18 protein-coding genes are annotated in these 23,533 nt (G+C 38.6%); 9 read left to right on the top strand and 9 right to left on the bottom strand.

Annotated features, from left to right (window positions below; all coding sequences use genetic code 11):
* Positions 1-30 precede the first annotated feature (30 nt).
* The gene (locus I6F66_RS16695) at positions 31-1,410 is read left to right on the top strand and encodes an MFS transporter (RefSeq protein WP_007584875.1); all 1,380 of its coding nucleotides are present in this window, start codon (positions 31-33) and stop codon (positions 1,408-1,410) included.
* Between the two features lie 70 nt (positions 1,411-1,480).
* Here I6F66_RS16695 and I6F66_RS16690 read toward each other — a convergent pair whose 3' ends face one another.
* Positions 1,481-1,720: a helix-turn-helix domain-containing protein gene (locus I6F66_RS16690; RefSeq protein WP_007584874.1), complete on the bottom strand. Its 240-nt coding sequence runs from the start codon at positions 1,718-1,720 to the stop codon at positions 1,481-1,483.
* A 452-nt stretch (positions 1,721-2,172) separates the two neighbouring features.
* Between I6F66_RS16690 and I6F66_RS16685 the strand changes: the two genes are divergently transcribed.
* On the top strand, positions 2,173-2,361 hold the full coding sequence (locus I6F66_RS16685; RefSeq protein ID WP_165728476.1) for a hypothetical protein: 189 nt from the start codon (positions 2,173-2,175) through the stop codon (positions 2,359-2,361).
* Between the two features lie 48 nt (positions 2,362-2,409).
* On the opposite strand, the gene erpA is transcribed toward I6F66_RS16685, so the two are convergent.
* On the bottom strand, positions 2,410-2,748 hold the full coding sequence (erpA, locus tag I6F66_RS16680; RefSeq protein WP_002958911.1) for an iron-sulfur cluster insertion protein ErpA: 339 nt from the start codon (positions 2,746-2,748) through the stop codon (positions 2,410-2,412).
* A 322-nt stretch (positions 2,749-3,070) separates the two neighbouring features.
* Between erpA and I6F66_RS16675 the strand changes: the two genes are divergently transcribed.
* From I6F66_RS16675 to I6F66_RS16655, 5 genes are all read left to right on the top strand, one after another.
* Complete coding sequence (locus I6F66_RS16675) at positions 3,071-4,753, top strand: chloride channel protein (RefSeq protein WP_007584866.1); 1,683 nt, start codon at positions 3,071-3,073, stop codon at positions 4,751-4,753.
* A 15-nt stretch (positions 4,754-4,768) separates the two neighbouring features.
* Complete coding sequence (locus tag I6F66_RS16670) at positions 4,769-5,203, top strand: CopD family protein (RefSeq protein ID WP_007584864.1); 435 nt, start codon at positions 4,769-4,771, stop codon at positions 5,201-5,203.
* A gap of 114 nt (positions 5,204-5,317) precedes the next feature.
* On the top strand, positions 5,318-6,334 hold the full coding sequence (locus I6F66_RS16665; RefSeq protein ID WP_007584862.1) for an aspartate carbamoyltransferase: 1,017 nt from the start codon (positions 5,318-5,320) through the stop codon (positions 6,332-6,334).
* A 33-nt stretch (positions 6,335-6,367) separates the two neighbouring features.
* Positions 6,368-7,648 carry a glutamate-1-semialdehyde 2,1-aminomutase gene (gene hemL / locus I6F66_RS16660; protein WP_165741544.1) on the top strand — a complete coding sequence of 427 codons (1,281 nt, stop codon included), beginning with the start codon at positions 6,368-6,370 and terminating at the stop codon, positions 7,646-7,648.
* Positions 7,649-7,826: 178 nt separating this feature from the next.
* Complete coding sequence (locus I6F66_RS16655; protein WP_024608758.1) at positions 7,827-9,668, top strand: methyl-accepting chemotaxis protein; 1,842 nt, start codon at positions 7,827-7,829, stop codon at positions 9,666-9,668.
* 270 nt (positions 9,669-9,938) lie between these two features.
* On the opposite strand, the gene mrcB is transcribed toward I6F66_RS16655, so the two are convergent.
* The 4 genes from mrcB to I6F66_RS16635 all read right to left on the bottom strand — a co-directional run bounded on the left by mrcB (position 9,939) and on the right by I6F66_RS16635 (position 15,453).
* Positions 9,939-12,281 (bottom strand): penicillin-binding protein 1B, encoded by a 2,343-nt coding sequence (gene mrcB / locus I6F66_RS16650; RefSeq protein ID WP_165728474.1) that lies wholly within the window; start codon positions 12,279-12,281, stop codon positions 9,939-9,941.
* 150 nt (positions 12,282-12,431) lie between these two features.
* On the bottom strand, positions 12,432-13,661 hold the full coding sequence (locus tag I6F66_RS16645) for an ammonium transporter (RefSeq protein WP_010555509.1): 1,230 nt from the start codon (positions 13,659-13,661) through the stop codon (positions 12,432-12,434).
* A 9-nt stretch (positions 13,662-13,670) separates the two neighbouring features.
* The gene (locus tag I6F66_RS16640; protein WP_004587162.1) at positions 13,671-14,009 is read right to left on the bottom strand and encodes a P-II family nitrogen regulator; all 339 of its coding nucleotides are present in this window, start codon (positions 14,007-14,009) and stop codon (positions 13,671-13,673) included.
* A 220-nt stretch (positions 14,010-14,229) separates the two neighbouring features.
* On the bottom strand, positions 14,230-15,453 hold the full coding sequence (locus I6F66_RS16635) for a diguanylate cyclase (RefSeq protein WP_165728473.1): 1,224 nt from the start codon (positions 15,451-15,453) through the stop codon (positions 14,230-14,232).
* 365 nt (positions 15,454-15,818) lie between these two features.
* On the opposite strand from I6F66_RS16635, the gene I6F66_RS16630 reads away from it, so the two are divergent.
* A complete protein-coding gene (locus I6F66_RS16630; RefSeq protein WP_165728472.1) occupies positions 15,819-17,336 on the top strand; it encodes a S10 family peptidase in 1,518 nt (505 codons plus the stop codon).
* A 39-nt stretch (positions 17,337-17,375) separates the two neighbouring features.
* Here I6F66_RS16630 and I6F66_RS16625 read toward each other — a convergent pair whose 3' ends face one another.
* From I6F66_RS16625 to I6F66_RS16615, 3 genes are all read right to left on the bottom strand, one after another.
* Positions 17,376-19,607: an ATP-binding protein gene (locus I6F66_RS16625; protein WP_197209482.1), complete on the bottom strand. Its 2,232-nt coding sequence runs from the start codon at positions 19,605-19,607 to the stop codon at positions 17,376-17,378.
* Positions 19,594-20,403, bottom strand: a complete 810-nt coding sequence (locus I6F66_RS16620) for a phosphate/phosphite/phosphonate ABC transporter substrate-binding protein (protein ID WP_165728470.1) — start codon at positions 20,401-20,403, stop codon at positions 19,594-19,596. Before I6F66_RS16620 ends, I6F66_RS16625 begins: the two co-directional genes overlap by 14 nt.
* 515 nt (positions 20,404-20,918) lie before the next feature.
* Positions 20,919-22,442 (bottom strand): CYTH and CHAD domain-containing protein, encoded by a 1,524-nt coding sequence (locus tag I6F66_RS16615; RefSeq protein WP_165728469.1) that lies wholly within the window; start codon positions 22,440-22,442, stop codon positions 20,919-20,921.
* Between the two features lie 294 nt (positions 22,443-22,736).
* Between I6F66_RS16615 and I6F66_RS16610 the strand changes: the two genes are divergently transcribed.
* Positions 22,737-23,342 carry a TIGR04211 family SH3 domain-containing protein gene (locus I6F66_RS16610; protein ID WP_007584830.1) on the top strand — a complete coding sequence of 202 codons (606 nt, stop codon included), beginning with the start codon at positions 22,737-22,739 and terminating at the stop codon, positions 23,340-23,342.
* The last annotated feature ends 191 nt before the right edge of the window (positions 23,343-23,533 follow it).

The following is a 23,533-nucleotide window of genomic DNA, read 5'->3' as shown; positions in this document are numbered from 1 at the left end:
CTGCTCTGCATCAAAGCCAATGAAGGCCCTATGAGCAAATCTCTCTCTATTAGCGAATATTTTTCTTACTTTAAAGACAAACGCTTAATCCATATTTTTATATTTGGTATGAGTAGCGGTTTTCCGTGGGTATTAATTGGCTCTGTTATGTCGGCTTGGCTAAAGGATGAAGGGCTAAGCCGCAGCATGATTGGCCTATTCGGCATTGTATTTGGCGCTTACAGTATCAATTTTTTATGGTCACCGCTCATTGACCGTACAAAACTCCCTATTTTATATAAATGGCTAGGCCAACGTCGTAGTTGGATACTATTTTGCCAGAGCTTTATTTTTATTGGCACCTTATTATTAGCTGGGCTTGATTTAAAAGCTAATTTAGCAATTGTTGCTGCAATTTGTTTGTTAATCGCCATTGCTTCTGCAACGCAAGACATTGCTATTGATGCATTCAGAATAGACACACTTAAAGCAAACGAATCTCACAAAGCAACAGCGGCAGCCGCTATGGCAACATCTGGTTGGTGGACAGGTTATGCGCTTTTAGGTGCAATTCCATTTTATATGGCTGATATCCCCTCGCTCGACTGGCCACAAATTTATTACTTTTTAGCTGCTGTAATGCTGCTGCTAATGAGTGGAGCATTGTTTGCAAAAGAGCCTGAATCAAATAGAGAAGCGGTACATGCCGAGCTTGAACGTGTGTACCTTGAAAAACTGTCCTCTACAAAACAAACCCCTCTTACAAAAACTGTTGCGTGGCTCGCGGTAACCGTTATTGATCCCTTTAGAGCTTTTTTTACTAAAAATGGTGTTAAAACGGCACTGGCATTACTTGCGTTTATTTTCTTATTTAAAATAGGCGAAGCGTTTTTAGGGCGAATGTCGATTGTTTTTTATAAAGAAATTGGTTTTAGCAATAGCGATATAGCTACATTTTCAAAGGTAGGTACTGCCGTACTTACAATCATATTTACCTTTGTTGGCAGTTTATTTAATCAAAAATATGGCATTGTTAAGGGTTTATTTGTTAGTGGCATTGCGATGGCGGCCTCAAACTTAGCCTTTTCGTGGATTGCTTTAGTTGGCCCTGATTTAAGACTGTATGCCTTTGCTATTGTTATTGACGGGTTTACGCAAGCATGGTCGCTGGTCGCTATGGTGGCCTTTATATCGATGTTATGCGATAGAGCATTTAGTGCAACACACTATGCATTACTGGCGTCATTAGGGAATTTAGGACGAACATTACTTTCGAGCTACAGTGGTGTAGTAATTGATGATTGGTTAATGGGAAATTGGTCGCTGTTCTTTGTTTTAACAGCCTTGATGGTTATACCTTCGCTGATATTTTTATACCTGATTAGGCATAAATTATATGAGCTTGAGAAAAATTATCATAAAAATATTTAATGCATCCCTGCATTAACATATTACTTAGCACTATCAAGTGCCCCTTAAAGTGTACTAAGCAATGTTTGAGTTAATCTACTTTTAGCAAGCTAAGTGCTTCATGTGGATCAACTTCTAGAGCTGTACAATAACGAACAAACTCAATCACATCTAAACGGCGTTCTTGATTTTCAATCTTGCCGATAAACGAATGAGGCGTTCCCAGCACTTGTGCTAGGCTTCGCATTGTATGACCCTTTTCGTGGCGCTTACTTTTAAGCCACTTTGTTAGCTTTGCATTTTCTTCAGAAGAAACTGTTTTGCCCATCATTTTACATCTCCTACTAGATGATTTGACGTACCTATTAAAGCAGTAGTCTCTATCAATAGCTGTAGGCAAGTAAGCAGTCATACCATATTTTCAATAGCAAGCTATTGCTTAACAAAGCATGTGTTGCTACTCACTCCACCAATATAGCTAAAAAACTACGCTAATAATGTGGTAAAGATTTGTTTTTATTGAGAATGAAATTTTGCCCGTCTCATTCTTGGATACATTATATACTATTAACACTTTGGTTAAATAACTAATTACATACTCGGTACAAATATGAACACGAGTGAATATTTATAAACGCTGAATATTGACCTAAGTACTCAAAAAGTATTAATAAATTAATTTCTAGTTATAAAATATTTAAATGAATTTTTATAACAATTTTGTTCCAATTTATCGTCACATGTTTATGATTAAGCAATAATTAGCACCAAAAAGGCCGAATAATGTTCAGACTTCTTTTTTTATTACCGATTGTGTTGTGCTTGGGTTGGTACTTTTTTTTGCGCCACAACGGCGTACCAATTAAGCAAGGCAAAAAAGGCTTCATATACATTTTAGCGTTTTCTACTTTTGTACTTGGCTTTTTTGTATTGATAATGCAAATAACTGAATACGCCCCAACCGATTTGTAGGCATTAAAAAAGCCGCAAAGCGGCTTCATTCTATTTAGCGTTTGGCTGTTAAACGCTAAAGCTTGCACCACAACCACAGGTTGTTGTTGCATTAGGATTAGATACAAAAAAGCGTGCGCCTTCTAATCCTTCAGTGTAATCAACTTCACCGTCAACCAAATATTGAATGCTCATTGGATCGATCACGAGTGTTACACCATTTTTTACAATTTCTAAATCGCCAGGATTCGCTTTTTCATCAAAAGTAAAACCATATTGAAAACCAGAACAACCACCACCTGTTACATAAACACGCAGTTTTAAATCTGGATTTTCTTCTTCGTCGATTAACTGTTTAACGCGAACAGCAGCTGCATCGCTGAACTTAATTGGTAATTCTTCAGACATTTTAAAACCCTCAATATCGCAATGGCGTGATTATCTAATACCCGAGTGTTTTAATCAAGTATAGTAAAACAACTCTTTACTCTAAGTTATACCTATAAATTAGTAAAAAAGTGGCTAAACATTAGCTCACTAAAATAATACTTAAGCAAACTAAAAGCGACCCTTGTAAACTATAAATTCATTAAAAATTTTAGTTATAAAAAATAGGTCTTAATCTTTACTGCAAATTGTTAATATAAGTTACGAAAAATTCAAAATCACAAGGACTTAACTAAACTCTTTTGCTAAAATGCTGCTGAAAAATGCGGCGAGGAAATAATGCATGTGGCTTGAGCAACTCAGGCGTCGACTGGCAAAACCTAAAACATCTGTACAATTATGCTTATTAGGCGTAGTTGCCGGATTAATTGCTGCATTTTTTATTATTTTATTTCGCTTAACTATTTTGTTTTTTCAAAGCTTATTTTTGGAAACACCTGACGACTTTACTACCCTACCCACTCTTGAACGCGTTTTAATGCCATTAATAGCCGCATTTTTAATTGCGTGCTTTGCTGCATTTACTGGCTTTAAACATTACCGTTTAGGCATTCCTTTTGTTATTCATCGTATTAAACGCCATTACGGGCAAATGCCTTTATACAATACGGTTAATCAATTTGTTGGTGGCGCACTTGCACTCATTAGCGGTTTTTCGGTTGGCCGAGAAGGGCCTTCCGTACATATGGGCGCAACAGGTGCGAGTATTTTAGCGGATAAACTACATTTACCGCATAACGCCATGCGTACTTTAAGTGGTTGCGGCGTTGCAGCAGGTATAGCCGCTTCGTTTAATACCCCACTTGCAGCCGTTATTTTTGTAATGGAAGTGGTACTTCGAGAATATAAAGTACACATATTTGTGCCAATCATGCTTGCTGCTGTTACTGGTGCACTCGCTACGCAGTTTGTTTTTGGTGAAGGCTCTGAACTTGCACTCATTACAATAGCGCCATTAAGTGGTTGGCATTACCCTTATTTAATATTATGCGGTATGGCGCTGGGCGCTATAGCATTTAGCTTTAATCAAAACTTAATGCTAATTATTAAAACATTTAAACCTTTAAGTATGTTTCCTCGTTTACTAATCGCAGGCTGTATTGCCAGCTTGATAGCTTACGCGGTGCCTCATGCTATGGGTTCTGGTATGAGTGCGATTACTATCGCGGTTGAATCGCCTGATAACGTAAAGCTGCTTACTACCATTTTAATAGCTAAACTACTTGCCACATTGTTTGCTATTGGTTTGGGTATTCCTGGTGGTTTAATTGGTCCGGTAATTGGGCTTGGTGTATTAATTGGGACATTAATGGCCTTTTTTGCTCAATATATTAGCCCGGGTACTGATATTGCGGGTACGTATGGGGTTTTAGGTATGGCTGGATTATTAGCGGCTACACTGCATGCACCACTTGCTGCATTAACAACAGTAATGGAGCTTACATCATCACCTGAAATAATCGTTCCTGCGATGATAGTTATAACCACTGCATATGTAACTGCATTACAATTTTTTGGAAATCGCTCCATATTTTTGCAACAATTAGATTTTCAGGGATTGCCGTACCATGTATCTCCCGCTACCGAAGCATTACAAAAAGTGGGAATAATGGATGATATGGATGAAGACTTTAAATTGCTTTACTCAGACGATAAAGAGCAAATAAAAAATACGCTTGATGCCATGGATAGCCAAACACCCTTGATTGTTTTTGACGAAGAAAATGGCTATCGCCTCGCTGAATACGATTTAACGCTAATGTCTGATGAAGCAATAAATATAAATTACATTAGCTTGCAGGGCATCAGCAGCCAAGCCACCCTAGCCGATGCATTCGATATACTAAAAGATAAAAGAAGTGGCGCGCTTTACGTTTATAACCTTTTAGATAATCAACAAATTATGGGGCTATTACGCTGGGATCAAATTCATCATATTTTAACCATTCGTAACAGCTTACTTTAAGCAATAAGGACTATTATGAGCGCATTATTGATTTATAAAACACTCCACATATTTTTTATGATTGCGTGGTTTGCCGGTATTTTTTACTTGCCTCGATTATTTGTATATCACGCAATGAGCGAAGAAAGATCATGTAACTCTATGCTTAAAGTTATGGAGCGCAGGTTACTTTATTTCGTAACCCCATTTGCTGTTTTAACGGCTGTATTTGGTGTGTTAACCATTGTTGAATATGGTCGTGATTGGTTTAAATACAGTATGTGGCTACATTACAAACTTGTACTGGTAATTATTTTATACCTATACCACGGCTACTGTTTTAAGTTATTAAGTGACTTTAAACATGACCGAAACACTAAAACAGACCGCTTTTACCGTATTTTTAATGAGCTCCCTGTTATTGCGCTGCTCATCATAGTGGCACTTGCGGTAATAAAACCTAATTTATAAGCGTTTCGGTGCATGTTAAACTGCGCTGCAATTTACAATACTTGCTATAACACGCGCGATTGCGTGCTCCATTTATGGATTATCGCGCCCATTTGATTGATTAGGAATTACCCCATGTTAAGTTTCCAAGGCGAACATATACTGTCTGTAAATCAGCTAGACAGAGACTGCATTGAACGTATTTTTGCAGTAGCTAAAAAAATGGAGCCTTATGCTAAAAAACAAAAGCAAACAACGGTGCTTAAAGGCGCTATTTTAGCAAATTTGTTTTTTGAACCAAGTACTCGCACGCGAGTTAGCTTTGGTACAGCCTTTAACTTACTAGGCGGGGGTGTACGTGAAACTACAGGTATGCAAAGCTCAGCGCTTGCAAAAGGTGAATCACTTTACGATACCGCGCGCGTTATTTCAGCTTACGCCGATGCTGTTGCTATGCGCCACCCCGATGCAGGCTCAGTAAGTGAATTTGCTGATGGCTGTACTGTGCCAGTTATTAATGGCGGCGACGGTCCAAATGAGCACCCGACTCAAGCATTACTTGATTTATTAACCATTGAGCGTGAATTACACCGTTTTGATCAAAATATTGATGGCATGCATATAGCGCTTGTGGGTGATTTAAAATATGGTCGCACAGTGCATTCTCTATCAAAGCTATTGTGCCATTATAAAAACGTAAAGTTTTCGATGGTCGCGCCTGATGGCCTACAAATGCCAACGAGTATTTTAGATGCCGTAGAAAATGCAGGACACAAAATTGAGCTAGTAAACAAGATGGAAGGTAATTTAGCAGCCGATATTGTTTACCAAACACGTATTCAAGAAGAGCGCTTTCCTTCACAAGAAGAAGCAAATAAATACCGTGGCGGTTTTAGAATTAGCCAATCTATTTACAGCGCTCATTGCAAACCTAACTCTGTGTTAATGCATCCGTTACCACGTGATAGTCGCTTAGAAGCCAACGAGCTTGATAACGACTTAAACAGTAACGACAATTTAGCAATATTCCGCCAAGTACAAAATGGCGTATTAATTCGTATGGCACTGTTTGCTTTAACACTCGGCGTAGAAAATAAAGTCGATAAGTATGAAGTGGACGTACCTTGGTTTAGCCGCAAACGCGACAGCTAAACCCTCTTTAAGTGACAATTTATAGGATTTTTCATGACAATTAGCCAAGACTTATTTGAACGCGCTCAAGCCTCTATTCCAGGTGGCGTAAACTCGCCAGTTCGTGCTTTTAACGGTGTAGGCGGTACGCCGCTATTTATTACAAAAGCAGAAGGCGCGTTTACATTTGATGCCGACGGTAATCGTTACATTGATTATGTTGGCTCTTGGGGGCCTATGATCATGGGCCATAACCACCCTGCAATTAAACAAGCCGTGCACGAAGCAGTAGAAAATGGCCTTAGCTATGGCGCGCCAACTGAAGCCGAAATACTAATGGCTGAAAAAGTAAAAGAGCTGGTTCCATCAATCGAAAAAGTACGCATGGTTAGCTCAGGCACTGAAGCAACAATGAGTGCAATTCGTTTAGCGCGTGGCTTTACCGGCCGCGATAAAATATTAAAATTTGAAGGTTGTTACCACGGCCATGCTGACTCGTTATTAGTTAAGGCAGGCTCTGGTGCACTAACAATGGGCGTACCTAATTCTCCTGGTATTCCTGAGGACTTTGCTAAGCATACACTTACTGTGTCGTTTAATAACCTAGATGAAGTAAAAGCTATTTTTGCAAAATACGCTGACGAAATTGCCTGTATTATTGTAGAGCCAGTAGCCGGTAACATGAACTGCATTCCACCAGTACCTGGCTTTTTAGAAGGTTTGCGTGATGTGTGTGACGAATATAAATCAGTACTTATTTTTGATGAAGTAATGACGGGTTTTCGTGTTGCACTTGGCGGCGCTCAAGCGTATTACAACATTAAACCAGACCTTACGTGTTTAGGTAAAGTCATTGGCGGCGGCATGCCCGTTGGCGCGTTTGGTGGTAAAACCGAAATAATGGATTACATTGCGCCTGTGGGCCCTGTTTACCAAGCGGGTACTCTTTCTGGTAACCCTATTGCGATGGCTGCAGGTTTAAAATCACTTGAGCTATTATGTGAGCCAGGTCTACACGATAAGTTAGAAGCAACGTCTAAAGCAATTTGTGAAGGCTTTGAAGCTGGCGCTAAAAAAGCAGACATTGCATTAACAACTAATTATGCTGGCGGCATGTATGGATTCTTTTTTACTGATGCTGAAAAAGTAACGACATACAAACAAGCTACTGAATGCGACCTAGAGCGCTTCAAACGTTTTTTCCACCTTATGCTTGAAGAAGGTGTGTACCTTGCTCCATCAGCATTTGAAGCTGGTTTTGTATGTGCTGCGCATACTGAGCAAGAAGTAAAAGAAACAATAGCGGCAGCAGAACGCTCGTTTGCTAAACTTTAAGTTAAAATTACTTTTTATATTTTATAAGCGCTTGTTTTTACAGTGTGTAATTAAGACTAAAGATTGAAAAAAGCCCGAAAGGGCTTTTTTTATTTGTAAAGTACTATAAATGAATGATAATTAAGCATAACAAGGTCTATTCACCTTTACCCTAATTACAAAAATACAAGAGAGCCTTATGTCAGGATTACGCCAATTTTCTTTTCCCGCTATCCAGCTAATGGCAAATTTAAAATACAAAACTAAAATCAGCTTAATGTTTGGAATTTTACTCGTTCCTCTCGCACTTAGCTTGTTTTTTTTAGTCTCATTATTAAGTGAAAGTATCGCTGTTTCAAAAATGCAGCAACAAGGTTTAAAAGGCTACAGGTCAATACTCTCAAATCAAATGCAGGGGGAAGCAAATCAAAATATAAAAATAGCTCGCTCACTCGGTTTTGATATAAAAGACGATCAAGCAAATGATGTACTTGAACTTGTTTCTATTCAGTCTAACTTAGCATTAGATAGCCAGTTAGCTAGTGCTTACGTAAACCGCTCTTTAGTCACGCCAATTCCTGCACTTATAATGCAAATAAACTCGACAGCGCAAAGCGCAAATACTGTTTTGGCAAGTAATCGTTTTACGCCAGATACGTTTATAGCACTTTCAAATTTTAGTAAGTCACTTCCTTTATACGAAAAACAACTCGATAAAATACTCAATGTAGCCACCAATGCAGACAAATCAGTAAATAAAGCGCTCATGCCCTCGTTAGATAATTTACACAGTGCTGTTGGCGCATTTAAAAAAGCGATAGATGAAAAACTACTTGAGCCAGACGATATTTTATTAACTCAATCAGAATTTACTAAACTAACAAACAATGTTCACAGCAGTATTAATCAACTTGTTAGTAAGAGTATTCCAACGCTTGAGAGCCTTATTGAAGCAAAACTGCAAACTCAACAGTGGACTCGAAATCTTGTTTTAGCCGCTTCATTGATTAGTTTGTTATTTGCATTTTATTTAATGATTGGTTTTTATTTTGCAGTTGTTGATACCATTAATCGCTTTGCTGATGCAGCGAATAGAGCCGCGAATGGCGACTTAAATGCCACTATCGATTCGAGCACTAATGATGAAATGGGAATTATTGCATCGCGCTACAACGCATTACTTAATGCATTTTCACATTTATTAATTGATGTTAAAGCAAGTACAGAAGAGCTATGCGGCGCAACTAAATCGCTATCACATGCGAGTAGCCAAACAAGCAATGATGTTTCAAAACAGCAAATCCGAGTAAATGCCATTTATAATGCACTCAGCGAAATGGCTCAAAACGCACTTGCAGTTGAAGAGTCAGCCCATCAAGCAACGCTTACCGCGCAAGATGCTGCTGCGCATGTAAAACAAGGTTCAGACAATACAATGGAGCTTGCTAAATATATGCAAGATCTACAAATTGAATTTGCAGAGAGCCAACAAGCGCTCGATAAGCTAGCACAAGATAGCCAAGAAATTAGCAAAGTAAGTAAAGGTATTAGTGAGATAGCCGATCAGACAAACTTGCTTGCACTAAATGCCGCTATTGAAGCTGCACGAGCTGGCGAGCATGGTCGAGGCTTTGCCGTTGTAGCTGATGAAGTAAGAACTCTTGCTCAGCGTACACAAACACAAACACAAGAAATTCATCAAATTATTAGCTCCTTACAACAAGCATCTGACGACACTCAGCAAAAAATGCGTTCAAGTGTTGAAAAAATGGAGCAATCGGTAAAAGCAGCCAATCAAACCAATGAAGTATTGCAAAGCGCAGAGCAAAGTATGGGCGACATTAAACATCAAGGTGAAGTTATTGCAGAGCGTGTTAAACAGCAGTCAAATGCGACAACACAAGCATTAAATGATTCGCAAGAGGTGAGTAATTTAGCAGATCAAACGCTAACATCAGCTCAATCAACGCTGCAAGATGCACAGCAGCTAAGTCGCTTATCTAATGATTTAACCAAATCAATGCAGTTTTTTAAATCTTAATACCAATTCGCTTAATTAAGTGATCTATTTTGAGGGAAGAAAATAGTGTCGATAACAAGGCAAAAATTTCGTTATTTAGTTGTTCTCGGCAATTGCTCCTGCATTGCTCTACCTCCTGCATCCATGCAGTTGTATATCAGAAATTTTTAACGTCAGATTTAACCCCTCAAATTGATTAAGTATTATTACGGATTGGTATAATTACGTTAACTATACTTTAAACAACAAAGCCGCTAAATAAGCGGCTTTGTTGTTTAAAGTAATCTTAAATTAACGAATACATTGTGGTCTTGGCTCAAACTCACTCGCTCTAAGTGGTAGCTGAATCACCTTGCCACATCCTGGTGGTGCCTGCTTACCCGTTTGCTCATTTACAAATGCCCAGCGTATTGATGGCGGACGCGTATCGGCTATTGCTTGTGGATTAAGTGGCTTTAAGTAGCGAATATATGCTTCTAATGCACCTACGCTGCCCGTTAAACCCGTGCTTTTGTTGTCGTCTCGACCAAGCCAAGCTACCGTCACTGTATTTTGATCAAAGCCTGCAAACCAACTATCACGTAAATCGTTACTAGTGCCAGTTTTGCCTGCAAGTTGGATTGATGGGAAGTGTAAATTTAAGCGTTTAGCAGTGCCGTCTTTCGTTACGCGTTTCATCGCGTATTTAGTCATATACATTGCAGATTTATCAAAACGAGGCTCTGCATTTACTTTATGCTTATAAAGTACTTTACCAACCGAGTCGGTTAATGCCGAAATTGCAGTAAGCTTTTTATATTCGCCATCTGCAGCAATTGTCGTATAAAGCTGAGCAACTTCAAAACTCGACATTTCAACAGCCCCTAAAAGCAACGATGGGTATTCGTTTATCGCCCCTTTAGCGCCTAATCCTTTTAGTGTATTCGCGACTTTATCAACACCTACATCGAGGCCTAAATTAACCGCTGGAATATTAATACTGTTACTAAATGCTTTATAAAGAGGTATTGCACCACGGTATTGATGATCAAAATTTTCTGGTTGCCACACTTTTCCCTGCTCATTTGTAACCTGTACTGGCGAGTCATCAAGCAAAGTAGCTAAATTATAATGTGGTAATTGCAGTGCGGTTAAATACACAGCAGGTTTTACCAGCGAGCCAATATTACGTTTTGTATCTAAAACACGGTTAAATCCTGAATAACGAACATCGCGCCCTGCAACAAGTGCAGATACACCGCCCTTTTCTACATTAACAGAGATCATGGCTGCTTCTAGTTTTTCGGTTCTAGGACGATTTTCCAGGTACGGTAAGCTCTTTTCAATAGACTCTTCCATTGCTGTTTGCTTTTGCAAATCAAAATAAGTAAATACTCTTACGCCTGCATCAAGTGTTTGCTGATCTGGCAATAATTCATTTAATTCTCTGTTTACTAACTCTAAATAGCCTGGATATGATTTTTGTAAACTCGCTTTCATTGGCGCAATATCAATTGGGCGATTAAGCGATGCACGGTACTCTTTTGTGCTAAGTAGCTTGTTTTCAACCATAAGGCGAAGCACTAAGTCTCGGCGCTCCATTGTGCGCTCTTTATAGCGACGTGGATTGTAATAAGATGGACCTTTAACCATTGCCACCAGCAAAGCAATTTGATCGTACTCAAGCTCATCTACCGGCTTTGAAAAGTAAAAGTCAGCAGCAAGCCCCATACCGTGCACACCTTGGTTGTATGACTGCCCTAGGTATACTTCATTTAAGTAAGCTTCCAATATTTGATCTTTTGAATAACGATAATCTAAAATAAGGGCAATAAAGGCCTCATTTATTTTTCGTACTAAAGAACGCTCACGTGTTAGGTAAATATTTTTAGCTAACTGTTGAGTAAGCGTACTGCCACCTTGAACGGTGCGCCCCGCTTTAATATTAGAATAAAGCGCGCGTAAAATAGAAAACACTGATACACCATGATGTTCGTAAAAATCACGGTCTTCAACCACCAATAGCGTATCTTTTAGCATTGCTGGAAACTTATCTAGTGGTACAAATTCTCTATCTTGTTTAGAGTCATTACCAATACGCGCTATTTGCACAGGCTCTAGACGAGCTGAATTTAAACGCCTACCAAACTTATCTTTAATGGTCGCAACTTTTTGCCCTGCAAAGCGAAGTTCAATAATATGTGATTCTTCAAGGCCATCATAAAATTCAAAATCACGACGATAAATCTTGATGCTATCTGCTGTTTTAACAAACTGTCCTGTGCGGCTTAATCTATTAACCGATGAATAATTTAAACGCTCTAGCTCAAACACTACTTCCTGGCTTGATAAAAATTGCCCCGGATAAAACTCCATAGAACGAGCATACACTTGCGCTGGAAGTTGCCATTTATTACCTTCAAATATACGCGTTGTTTTTGAATCTAAATAAATGAAGTACATTGCCATTGCAATAAAAACAGCCAAGCTTAGTTTCCAAAACACTGACCATGTTTTTCTCATAAAAGAGCGTTTAACAGTGGTTTCCACTGTTTTTTTACTGCCCTTTGAGGTGCTTTTCTTTGTCTTGCTTGACGATTTACTTGCACGTTTAACTGCAGGTTTACTGGTAGGTGTTTTTTTATTATCGGCCATTTAAGTGTAATTTATTCCAAGGGTTATTCACGAGTGTGAGCTTAGCATATTGGATATATCCTAACATCCGAAAAGTTAACCCCCCCTGAAACAAAAAAAGCCCTACCGAAGTAGGGCTTTGTGTAAACACACTATTATTTAAATAAACTATTAGCTATTTCGAACAGAAACAAACTCTGGGTAGGCTTCAATACCACAATCGTGTTGATCCATACCGTTTAGTTCTTCTTCTTCGGTTACTCGTATACCCATTGTTTTGTTAAGCACAGTCCAAACAATAAATGATGCTACAAATACAAAGGCAAGAATACATACTAGACCCGTTAACTGATTAACAAAGCTTGCGTCACCATTGGTTAGCGGTACTAACATAATACCTAATGCGCCACACGTACCATGAACAGAGATAGCACCCACTGGATCGTCAATCTTAACTTTATCAAGTGCTATGATACTAAATATAACAAGTGCACCACCAAGTAGACCAAGTAGACATGCCATTAATGGTGATGGAGATAGAGGGTCTGCTGTTATAACAACTAAGCCAGCTAATGCACCATTTAAGACCATTGTTAAATCTGATTTACCCCAAAGTACTTTACATACAAACAGTGCTGCAATAGCACCCATTGCAGCTGCTGCATTGGTGTTAAGTAATATTTGGCCTACTGCAGTTGCGTTTTCTTTATCCGAAAGTAGTAATTGAGAACCACCGTTAAAGCCAAACCAACCCATCCATAAAATAAATGTACCTAGTGTAGCAAGTGGTAAGTTTGAACCTGGAATTGGGTATATTTCACCATTCTTACCATATTTACCTTTACGAGCACCTAGGATTAATACACCAGCTAGTGCAGCTGCTGCACCTGCGCCATGCACAATTGCAGAACCTGCAAAATCAACAAAGCCCATTTCAGATAAGAAACCACCACCCCATGTCCAGTAACCTTCAATAGGGTAAATAAAACCAGTTAGTACTACAGCAAAACCTAGGAAAGCCCACAGTTTCATACGCTCAGCAACAGCACCCGATACAATCGACATAGCGGTTGCAACAAATACTACTTGGAAGAAAAAGTCAGATTCTAAAGAATGGTCAGCATCGGCAGCTTGTGTACCAATTAAAGCGCCTATTGAAGGAATAAAACCACCTTCGGCATTGTCTACATACATAATGTTGTAGCCAACTAATAAAAACATCGTACATGCAATTGAATATAGCGCGACATTTTTAGTTAAAATTTCAGCTGTGTTTTTAGAGCGAACTAAGCCCGCCTCTAACATGGCAAAACCTGCTGCCATCCACATTACTAATATACCTGATATTAAAAAATAGAAGGTATCGAGTGAAAACTTTAGTTCTATTATTGTATTTTCCATGAGACCCCCTTAAATTGCTTCTTCGTCAAGTTCGCCAGTACGGATACGAACAATTTGATCCAAGTCGTACACGAAAATTTTACCGTCACCAATTTTACCTGTTGATGCAATTTTAGTGATTGCTTCAACAACGCGTTGACAATTTTCAGTACGCGTTGCAATTTCAAGTTTGATCTTAGGAATAAAATCTACTTGGTATTCTGCACCACGATATAACTCAGTATGACCTCGTTGACGTCCAAAACCTTTAACATCAACTACTGTCATCCCCTCAATTCCTAAATCAGCGAGTGCTTCACGCACGTCGTCTAATTTAAATGGTTTTATGATTGCACTAATCATTTTCATAGCGGCCCCCTCGGACTCTTTATTGTTATCCTATTGGGTTAAACAATCCAACCTTTGTGCCACTATTTTATATCAATTAAAAACAGCCACTTAGTAAAAAACACAAACTCAAGATCAAAAAAAACGCACCAATTAGGTGCGTTAATTTAACAAGTCAGCTACATTGGTGCGTGCTATATCTCTATATATTTATCACGTACCTAGTTTTGTTTAAGAAGGGTTATACCACGCAGTTTCTGCCTTGGTTTTTAGCTTCGTATAATGCTTTGTCAGCAACACGCATAGCCTGCGTTAGACTAGTGTCTTGAAAGTCAGCCAAGCCTATACTAGTGGTAATTTTAATTGATTTATCGCTAATAGAAAAATCGTAACTAGCCATCTTTTTCCTAAATGCTTCAAAGTATTCACGACCGCGTTCTAGCTCTATTTCAGGTAATATTATGGCAAACTCTTCTCCGCCAACCCGTGCAACCGTAAACTTTGAAAACGTAGATCGTATTAATGAACCAACCTGCTTTAAAGCCTGATCGCCGCCTTCATGGCCTAATGTATCGTTAATGTTTTTGAAAAAATCGATATCAAGCAATGCCAAAGTATTTTTCTGGTTTTTACTTTTAAGGAGCTTTTCTGCATATTGATAAAAGTAGCGTCGGTTATGAAGCCCTGTTAAGTGATCCCTATGTGCGCTTTCTTTAATATCTGAAATTAACGACAGTTGCTCCATTGTTTGAAGTACTCGACAATGAAACTCTTCATTCATAAATGGCTTTGTTAAAAAGTCATTGGCGCCGTATTTAATAAATCGTGCTGATAGGCCATGCTTTCCCGCGCCCGATAAGCCAATAATTGCTAAGTCGTCTCGGCCTCTAAAATTACGTACCGCTTTGACAAGTTCAAAGCCATCCATAGAGGGCATAGCGTAGTCGGTCATAAGTAGCTTTATATCAGGATTAGCTTTTAATATTTCGAGTGCTTGTTGTCCATCGTGGGCATCTGTTACATCAAACAATTGCTTTTCTAGCATTTGCTTCATTAACGAGCGACTTAGTAATGAGTCATCTGCTATTAGTGCTTTACAGCCTTGATTTCTGAGTAATTGCGCAACGAGCTTAACGGCATAATGGTAAGAATCGCGATTATCTTTAATAACATAATCAACTACGCCCAATTCAAGCATTTGTTGGCGCTTGTACTCATCTATTTTTGAGGTTAAAACAACCGTAGGAATTTTTTTAGATAAAGTATATTTTGCAACTTCACCGTGCGGAGCATCTGGCAAAGTTAAATCAACTAACGCAAGCGTATAATCGTGCTTTTCTACGAACGTAGCGCATTCTGCTAAAGACCAAGCAAAATCAATTACTACATCAAGGTATTGTGCAGTTAAGTGGCGAAGCACCTGCTGCACTACTTTACTGTCTTCAACCACTAATACTCTTTGCATAAAGCTTCTCTTTACCTTTAATTAATTTTGTAACAAAACGACAAATACAACGCTATTACTGCAATAGCATTAGTCATAAACATCCGGTGTAGAGTGCACTTATGTGCTTGAAAGCGTAATCCATTAGATTTTTTTGGTGATAGCTTGTATATAAAATCAATACAAGTAGGCCCGCAATATACCTGAATTCTGTGATTAACTAAATAAAGAAACCAAATCCTAAATAACTATAAAAGTGGTTAGCACGCGTCTCTAAGCGCATTAATACCTTACTTAACTAGTATTATCGGCCACTAGTCTCAATACTTTTGTTATTTAACTCATTAATGTCTTTAATGGTGTATCAACAATAATAAGGACACCTAATGAAGCTTAGTCGTATTATCAGTTTACCGATAACCGTTATTGCATTAATAATCAGTACAAGCACGCTTGCCGATAACCAACGTCGTATTGATGTAGACAGCAAAGTTGTTACTCAACATAAAGCTAAAATCAACGGTCAACGCTTTAATTACACCGTTGCCACAGGCACACAACCTGTATGGGATGATAAAGGCGACGCGGTTGCGACATTGCAATACACCTACTACACACGCGACAAAGTTGACGACAGGACAACTCGCCCATTACTTATTTCATTTAATGGCGGGCCAGGCTCGGCTTCTGTATGGATGCACCTTGCTTATACTGGTCCTCGCGTATTAAAAATTGATGACGAAGGCTATCCAATTCAACCTTATGGCGTAAAAGACAACCCATATTCTGTACTTGATATTGCCGATATTGTTTACGTAAACCCTGTAAATACAGGCTACTCTCGCGTACTTGAAAACGAAAAAGGCGAACTTCCTTCTAAAGCAAAACAAAAAGAGCTATTTTTTGGTGTTAATGCCGATATTAAGTACCTTGCTGAGTGGTTAAATACTTTTGTAAATAGGGCTGAGCGCTGGCGATCGCCTAAATTTTTAATTGGTGAAAGCTACGGTACAACACGTGTATCGGGCCTAGCTCATGAGCTTCAAAATAGTCAATGGATGTACATAAACGGTGTTGTTCTCGTATCACCTACTGATATTGGTATTAAGCGCGACGGCCCGATTAAAGCAGCTAACCGCCTACCTTACTTTGCAGCAACTGCTTGGTATCACAAAGCACTTAAAGCCGATTTACAAGCTAAAGATCTAGATGAGTTATTACCTGAAGTTGAAGAGTTTACTGTAAACGAATTAATCCCAGCGCTTGCCAAGGGTGGCTTTATTAATGCTGAAGAAAAACGTCGAATTATTACAAAAATGGCACACTACGCTGGCTTATCAGAAAAGTTTGTTGAACAAAATAACTTGGATATTCCAACTCAATTTTTCTGGAAAGAGCTACTACGTGAGCGTGGTCAAACTGTGGGTCGCTTAGATTCTCGTTATTTAGGAATAGATAAACGAGGCGCGGGTGAATCCCCAGACTACTGGGCTGAACTTACCTCTTGGTTACACTCTTTCACTCCTGCAATTAATCACTACTTACGTGAAGAGCTAAACTATAAAACAGATGTAAAATATAATTTATTTGGTAATGTTCACCCATGGGATAGAACCGGTAATAATACGGGCGAAAATCTACGTTTAGCAATGGCGCAAAACCCTTACTTAAACGTGATGATTCAATCAGGATACTTTGATGGTGCAACCAATTACTTTGACGCTAAATATACGTTATGGCAATTAGACCCAAGCGGTAAAATGAAAGACCGTTTGAGCTTTAAAGGCTACAGAAGTGGGCATATGATGTACCTTCGCCACGCTGACTTAGAAAGCTCTAATAACGATTTACGTGACTTTATACAGGACGCTTTACCTAAGAAAGGGGAAGCGGCTAAATACTAAAATATTTTAAACATAAAATGGCTCTTTATGAGCCATTTTTTATGTGCGTTTTTCATATCGTAAACAATAGCTTTTAAGTTGCGTTACTACATCGTTGAAGCAGGTCTCGAGACTTTGCATTTCATTGTTATCAATAGATTCATTTTCTGTATACGTTTCGATCTGCTGGCATATATCAGCCAGTTTAATAGCCCCTACCGATTTTGACGACGACTTTAAGGCATGGGCCTGAAAAGCCAAATCAACATAATTTTTACTCTTAGCATACGCATTAGCTAATTTAATTTGCTCCCCTGCCGTTTGTAAAAACGCATTAAACACCATGCAGTGCACAGTAGGATCATCACCAAGCATTGCTTTTAATAACGTGATATCTAGTTGATCAAAACTATCTGAAGCTATATTTTCACCATCAGATTTTTCTGATCGCGTGTTGACCACTGTTTGAGAGTGCTCCATCAATAACGACTTTAATTTAACAAGCTCAATGGGCTTGGTTAAAAAGCCGTTCATTCCACAATCATAACAATTATCTATATTGTTTTTGGTAATGTTGGCCGTAATTGCAATTATAATAAGTTTATCAAAATGAGTGTTTTCGCGTATTTTTTTGGCTAACCCTAACCCATCGAGTAAAGGCATTTGAATGTCGGTTAGTAAAATATCGAAGTGTTTATTTTGCAGAGTTTCCCAGGCTTGTTCCCCATTACTTACAAAAGTAGAACACACTCCAAGCATGGTTAATTGCTGCCTTAATACTTGCTGATTTGTAACCTGATCCTCTGCTACTAAAACCTCAAGCGTAGGAAGAGTTACTGTATCTAAACTTTGAAGTGTTATTTGAGGAGATTGCACTTGTGCTGGCAAATCAGTTTGATCAAAGCTGTTAAAGTTTAGTGTAAAACAAGAACCTTTGTGCTGCTCACTTTGCGCGCTTAAAGAACCCTGCATACGCTCTACCAGCTGCTTAGTTATCACTAAACCAATACCGGTTCCATTTACTTTACTGGTTTCAGCTCCTAAGCGGTCAAAAGGTTTAAATAAGCGAGAAATGTCATCAGGAGCAAATCCACATCCGGTATCTATTACATCTATTTCGCATTGTTTATTACTTAACACCCGGCAATTTATATTAATGCTGCCATTTGGTTTGTTGTATTTAATCGCATTTGAAAGCAAGTTAAGCATCACTTGTTTAAAGCGGCGCTGATCAATGTAAATACTCAACCCTTCTAAGGAATCGAAACCTTGGGTATACAGTGTTATTGATTGCCCTTTAATAAGCTCAGTGACGAGCTCTACTGACTCCTCTAATATGCTTTTAATAGGCACATAAGAAAAACTAAACTGCATATTACCCGACTCAATAGCCGTTAAATCAAGTACATCGTCTATAAGTAATAGTAAATGTTCTCCAGCTTGATAAATGCTTTTCGCGTTTTCTTTTTGTACTTTATTAGCACTCTCATCATATCCATACAGCTGGGCTAAGCCTAAAATTGCATTTAATGGGGTTCTCAATTCGTGGCTCATACTGGCCATAAAATCTGACTTTGCTTTACTTGCAGACTCGGCTTGAATTCGTAATACATTTAATTTTTGATGGTTATTAGCAACCTCATCAACCATGTTATTAAATGCACTTATTACACTGCCTACTTCATTTTGTTGTTGTTTATCTATATGGCAATCAAAGTCACCTTTGGCTAAACGTGAAAACCCCTGCTTTAAAGTCCTTAAAGGCGACGTAACCCTGTAATCCACCAGCCAAGCTAAACCTATAAAAACGATAACTAAAATAATAAATTGTATATATATTAAGGTGTAATGAAGTTTTGAAGATTCGTTTATTTCATTCGTAAAATTAACAACCAAGCTAATATTAGCCAGCGGTTTATCTAAAAACACCACCTGCTGAGATAACAACATGTCGCCGTTTTCATTTGCTCCAACCCAGTTTTCAAGCGGGTATAATTGGTTATTTGAATCCACATCAACAATTTTAATACTTTTCCAATTAGGGCGAGTTTGGAGTTGGCTGTCTATTTCTTCATACAGCTCTGCATACTGCCTAGTTAACAACGGAGTCGTTATAGAAGTCGATAACTGCGCTAAAGAACGCTGAGCAGCCTTTGAAAGCCCATCGTTTACCCAACGCGCTTGCTCAGGTAAGGCGTAAAACATAAAAAGACAGGCCATAAGCAAGCCACAAAGCAATACAACAATAAAGCTTTGCGCCCTTAGACTACGAAACCCTCTAATTTTCAACATAAAATGAGCGCAAGCCCCACTGAGTTAACTGCTGATACTCTGCTAAAGTTGCAATACTAGGTTTAATAATTGGGATACCTGCAAGTAAATGTTTATGCTCTGGGCTTTGCCCAATATCTAAAATAGCTTGTTGCACTTTTAACTGTATTGCAGGGTCAACCCTTGGGTGGACTACAATTGGATGGCGACTAATTTCACGCGTTTTATAAAGAATTTTAAGCTTATTTTGCAAGCTTTCTGGTTGTTGTTTAAATGTGCCCATTACACCACCGCCCGCCATTGTTGAATGCAGTGCTACATTTAAATATACCGAAGGGTGGGTTTGAACATATACAGGCTTTATTGTTAGCCCATATAACAATGCTAAGTCGGCTCTCATTAATAATGACGCACCTAATGCATTAGGTGCAGGGAATGCTATTTCGGCGCCCTCTAGTTGGCTTAAATTATCAATATTACTGTCTTTGTTTACGAGCAAAATACCTTGCAGCTTTCGCCCTGCATCTTTTATTAGTGGCAAATATCCCTGCTTTTCATATGCTACAACACTGTGCCATGGATTCATGTATGCAAAGTCGTATTCGCCATTAGCAAAGGCTTTTTCAAATACCGGAATAGACTCAACTGTAATTAGCTTTATTGATACCCCTGTTTGCTTACTTACTTGCTTTAACAAAGGTTGCCAAATAGCATTTAGCTTTTGCGGCTCATATTGCGGCACTACACCAAAAGTATATTCTTGAGCCAATAAGAGTGAGCTGTGCATCAAACATAATATAGCCACTAAATACTTCATCAATTCTCCAAATAATAGCGTGTCATTATTGCTTAAGCGTAGTTAAAGACTACTCAACACACCATAAAATTATTATATATTCGATATTTAGCACTGACCTACTTTGATTACAGGTAGTTTTGGAGTGTATTTTTATGTGTGAGCATATGATGTAAATTAATAAAGATGTCGTAAGTACTTTTTAGGCCGGCTTTATTGATTACAGGTAGTTTTGGAGTATATTTTTATGTGTGAGCATATGATGTAAATTAATAAAGATGTCGTAAGTACTTTTTAGGCCGGCTTTATTGATTAGCCAAGTAGGGATTGATCCATGAGGCAAAGCTGGTTGGTATTTCGCTCATCTGCGCTTTTACTTCAAAAATATTATCACTGTGGCTTTGATAATACACACTTACGCCATTTTTGTTTTTATACAAATGCCATGTTGGCTCAGCGTAAGTGTTAAAAATAACGAGTTAAAAAATAACGGATAAGCACTTTTGTAACTGAATTTCATTACAAAAGTGCATCATTTATTTTTGCCAGTAAGGTTCTATGTCAAATGAAGCAAGGCGACTTTGCTCCATCGCACTCACCAAATATTCAGACTTTTGTTCAAGCCATGACTGGATTTTAGCAAGCTGTTCGTCTTCTTGCCCAGCACATAACTGCTTTAAATACTCAAGCGTACTTAACTCATAAATACCATGAGAAATATCAAGCCAAGGCAATCTAAACTCTAGGCGTTCCTCTTTATCAAATAACGATCCTAAGCAGTTACCGCTCAGTAAACTATTTTCAAGTTGAGTGCGCAGGTTTAAATACGAAGCGACATCGAGTGTTTGTTCTTTAGGGAGTAATTCGTGCAGATTTTTCCAGTCTTTATTAAAAAGCCTACTCGCAATGGACGACACGTTTTGCTCAGCCGCTTGAAGCTCTATTTGCCCCCAATCTTTACGCCACTGTTTATCAATTAACCACGTAGTTAACGACAGTAATAAACGATTATAACGCGCGCTATGAAACAGTGCATTTATATCGTCAATGCTTGGCTGTAACTCTTTTAAATCACCAATGACTTGAGTAAGTGCTGGAGCAGCATTAATTTTTTTATAAAAAGCATGGCGTTTAGACGTGTACGTTTTTAATTGAATCGCGTTTTCTACCCACGCTAATTCGCTTAATAACCATTTAAGCTCTGTACGTAAATGTTCTGTACTTTCTTTGGATACTATATCGTCGTACAGCCAAAAAGTATGGCGTATTAGGCTAATGCCGTCAGTTACGCGTTTAAGCGTTTTTAAACTTGGCTTATCGAAATAGCATTGCTCATGCTTTTGCACAAAGCGAATGCCAAAGTTCATGGCTTCAACTAAAGCACGCTCTTGGGTAGTCGACTTTGGTAATTGAACAAAACCAATAGATTTGCTTGGTATTAAAGGTTTTTCATCTGCAAGGCGATAACCACGCGCGGCCTTAGAGTATAATCCTAAACGGATACAGTTCTGGCTAACCAGTACATCTGCAAACGCAAACAACTCATTACGACTGCCCTCAACAAGCTCAATTTCAAGCTCGCTAATAATTTCAATTTTACCCGAAGCCGCAATTTCACCTTTATCGAGTACAACTTCAATTTTAGCGCCACTTTCGGTTTCAATTAACCAAGTACGACGAATAAAGTTAGTACTAAATATTGGATACAAGTTTTTTGAGATTGCGCTTATTTGCATGCCATGAGGCCAAATATCAGCATCAAACGCCATTAAATTAGGGCGACTTGATTCAATTGGTAAATTGTACTCTGGACGTTGGTGTAAACCACCTACAACTTCACCTGCAAGCTTTATAGTTTGCTCGCATTCGCTGTCAGAACAGCGAGTTCTAAAGCCTATGTCAAGCGCTCTAAGCTCTCGGCTTGGCGTGTCGTAGTATGCATTTTGTAAGCTGCGTGACGGTTTATTCTTCACCGTTTTTGCAAATTGAGTAATTAACGAGGGGATCAGTGGAATAACGGCATCTGATACCAAAAATTTCAGTTCTATCTCAGTATCCATTCGGTTTGCGGATTACCTTTAAAATAAATAAGTGCTCAAAATAAACAAAGCACACTAACAATGCAAATTTTTTAGCCTTATTTTAGTGCCTGTTGACCTTTGTGGATTAAAATTCGTTCTATCTAGAGGCAATTTAATCGCGGGGCGAGGTTTGTAACCTAGTGGGCTAGGTAACTGCTACTGGGTTACAATATCAGTCTTGCTATTGAGCTATTTAATCCATACTATCTAACTACTTATGTGAAATGAAAATCACGTTCATAACGGACGCAGTTAGATCAACAAGGTAGATAAATGCTAAAACATTGTTTATTAGGGCTACTTTTAACAGCCACCACATTTATGAGTTATGCAGAAGAAGCAAAACCTGCAAATTCAACTAATGCAAACACCGCTTATATTATCGATAATTTATATACTTTTATGCGCTCTGGTGCGAGTAAGAATTATCGACTACTCGGCTCTGTAGATGCTGGAACAAAGTTAACCTTGTTATCTGCTGAAGAAAACGGCTTTATAAAAATTAAAGATGATAAAGACCGCGAAGGTTGGATAGAAACTAAGTTTGTTACCAAAACGGCAGGCTTACACCAACAGTACAAAACACTAAGTAGCGAAATGAGTACTATGCAAGAAAACCTGCGCCAAGCTCAAATAGAACTTCCGCAGCTACAAGAGCAAAACCAAACTTTAACTGATCAAAACCTGCAGTTATCGGCCCAAATTACTAAGCTTAAAACAACGCTAGAGCAAGAGCGCACCCAAAAAGAAGCTGCTAGCTCAAAAGAGAAACGTCAGCTACTTACTTACGGTGGTGCTATTGCGTTTTTAGGCCTGTTTTTAGGTATTATATTAACGATAGTGTTGTCACGTCGTAAACGCTATGAAGGTTGGGCATAACCCTCCTTTCTATTGAATACAAAAAAGCCGCTTTATAGCTGTCTCTTATACACAAATCCCTGCTAAGAAATTAGCGGGGATTTTTTTGAACTAAATCTCAATGTCATGATCAGATCTTCAAATCTTGTTTGAGGGCACATTATGATTAACGAACATACTCATTGGGCAAAACAACAATTCGGTAAATCGGA

It is taken from the genome of Pseudoalteromonas sp. NZS100_1, from assembly GCF_015864285.1.
In the GTDB taxonomy this organism is placed as follows: domain Bacteria; phylum Pseudomonadota; class Gammaproteobacteria; order Enterobacterales; family Alteromonadaceae; genus Pseudoalteromonas; species Pseudoalteromonas arctica.
Note: the sequence above shows the minus strand (reverse complement) of the source record. Positions and strands in the feature narration are given on the sequence as shown.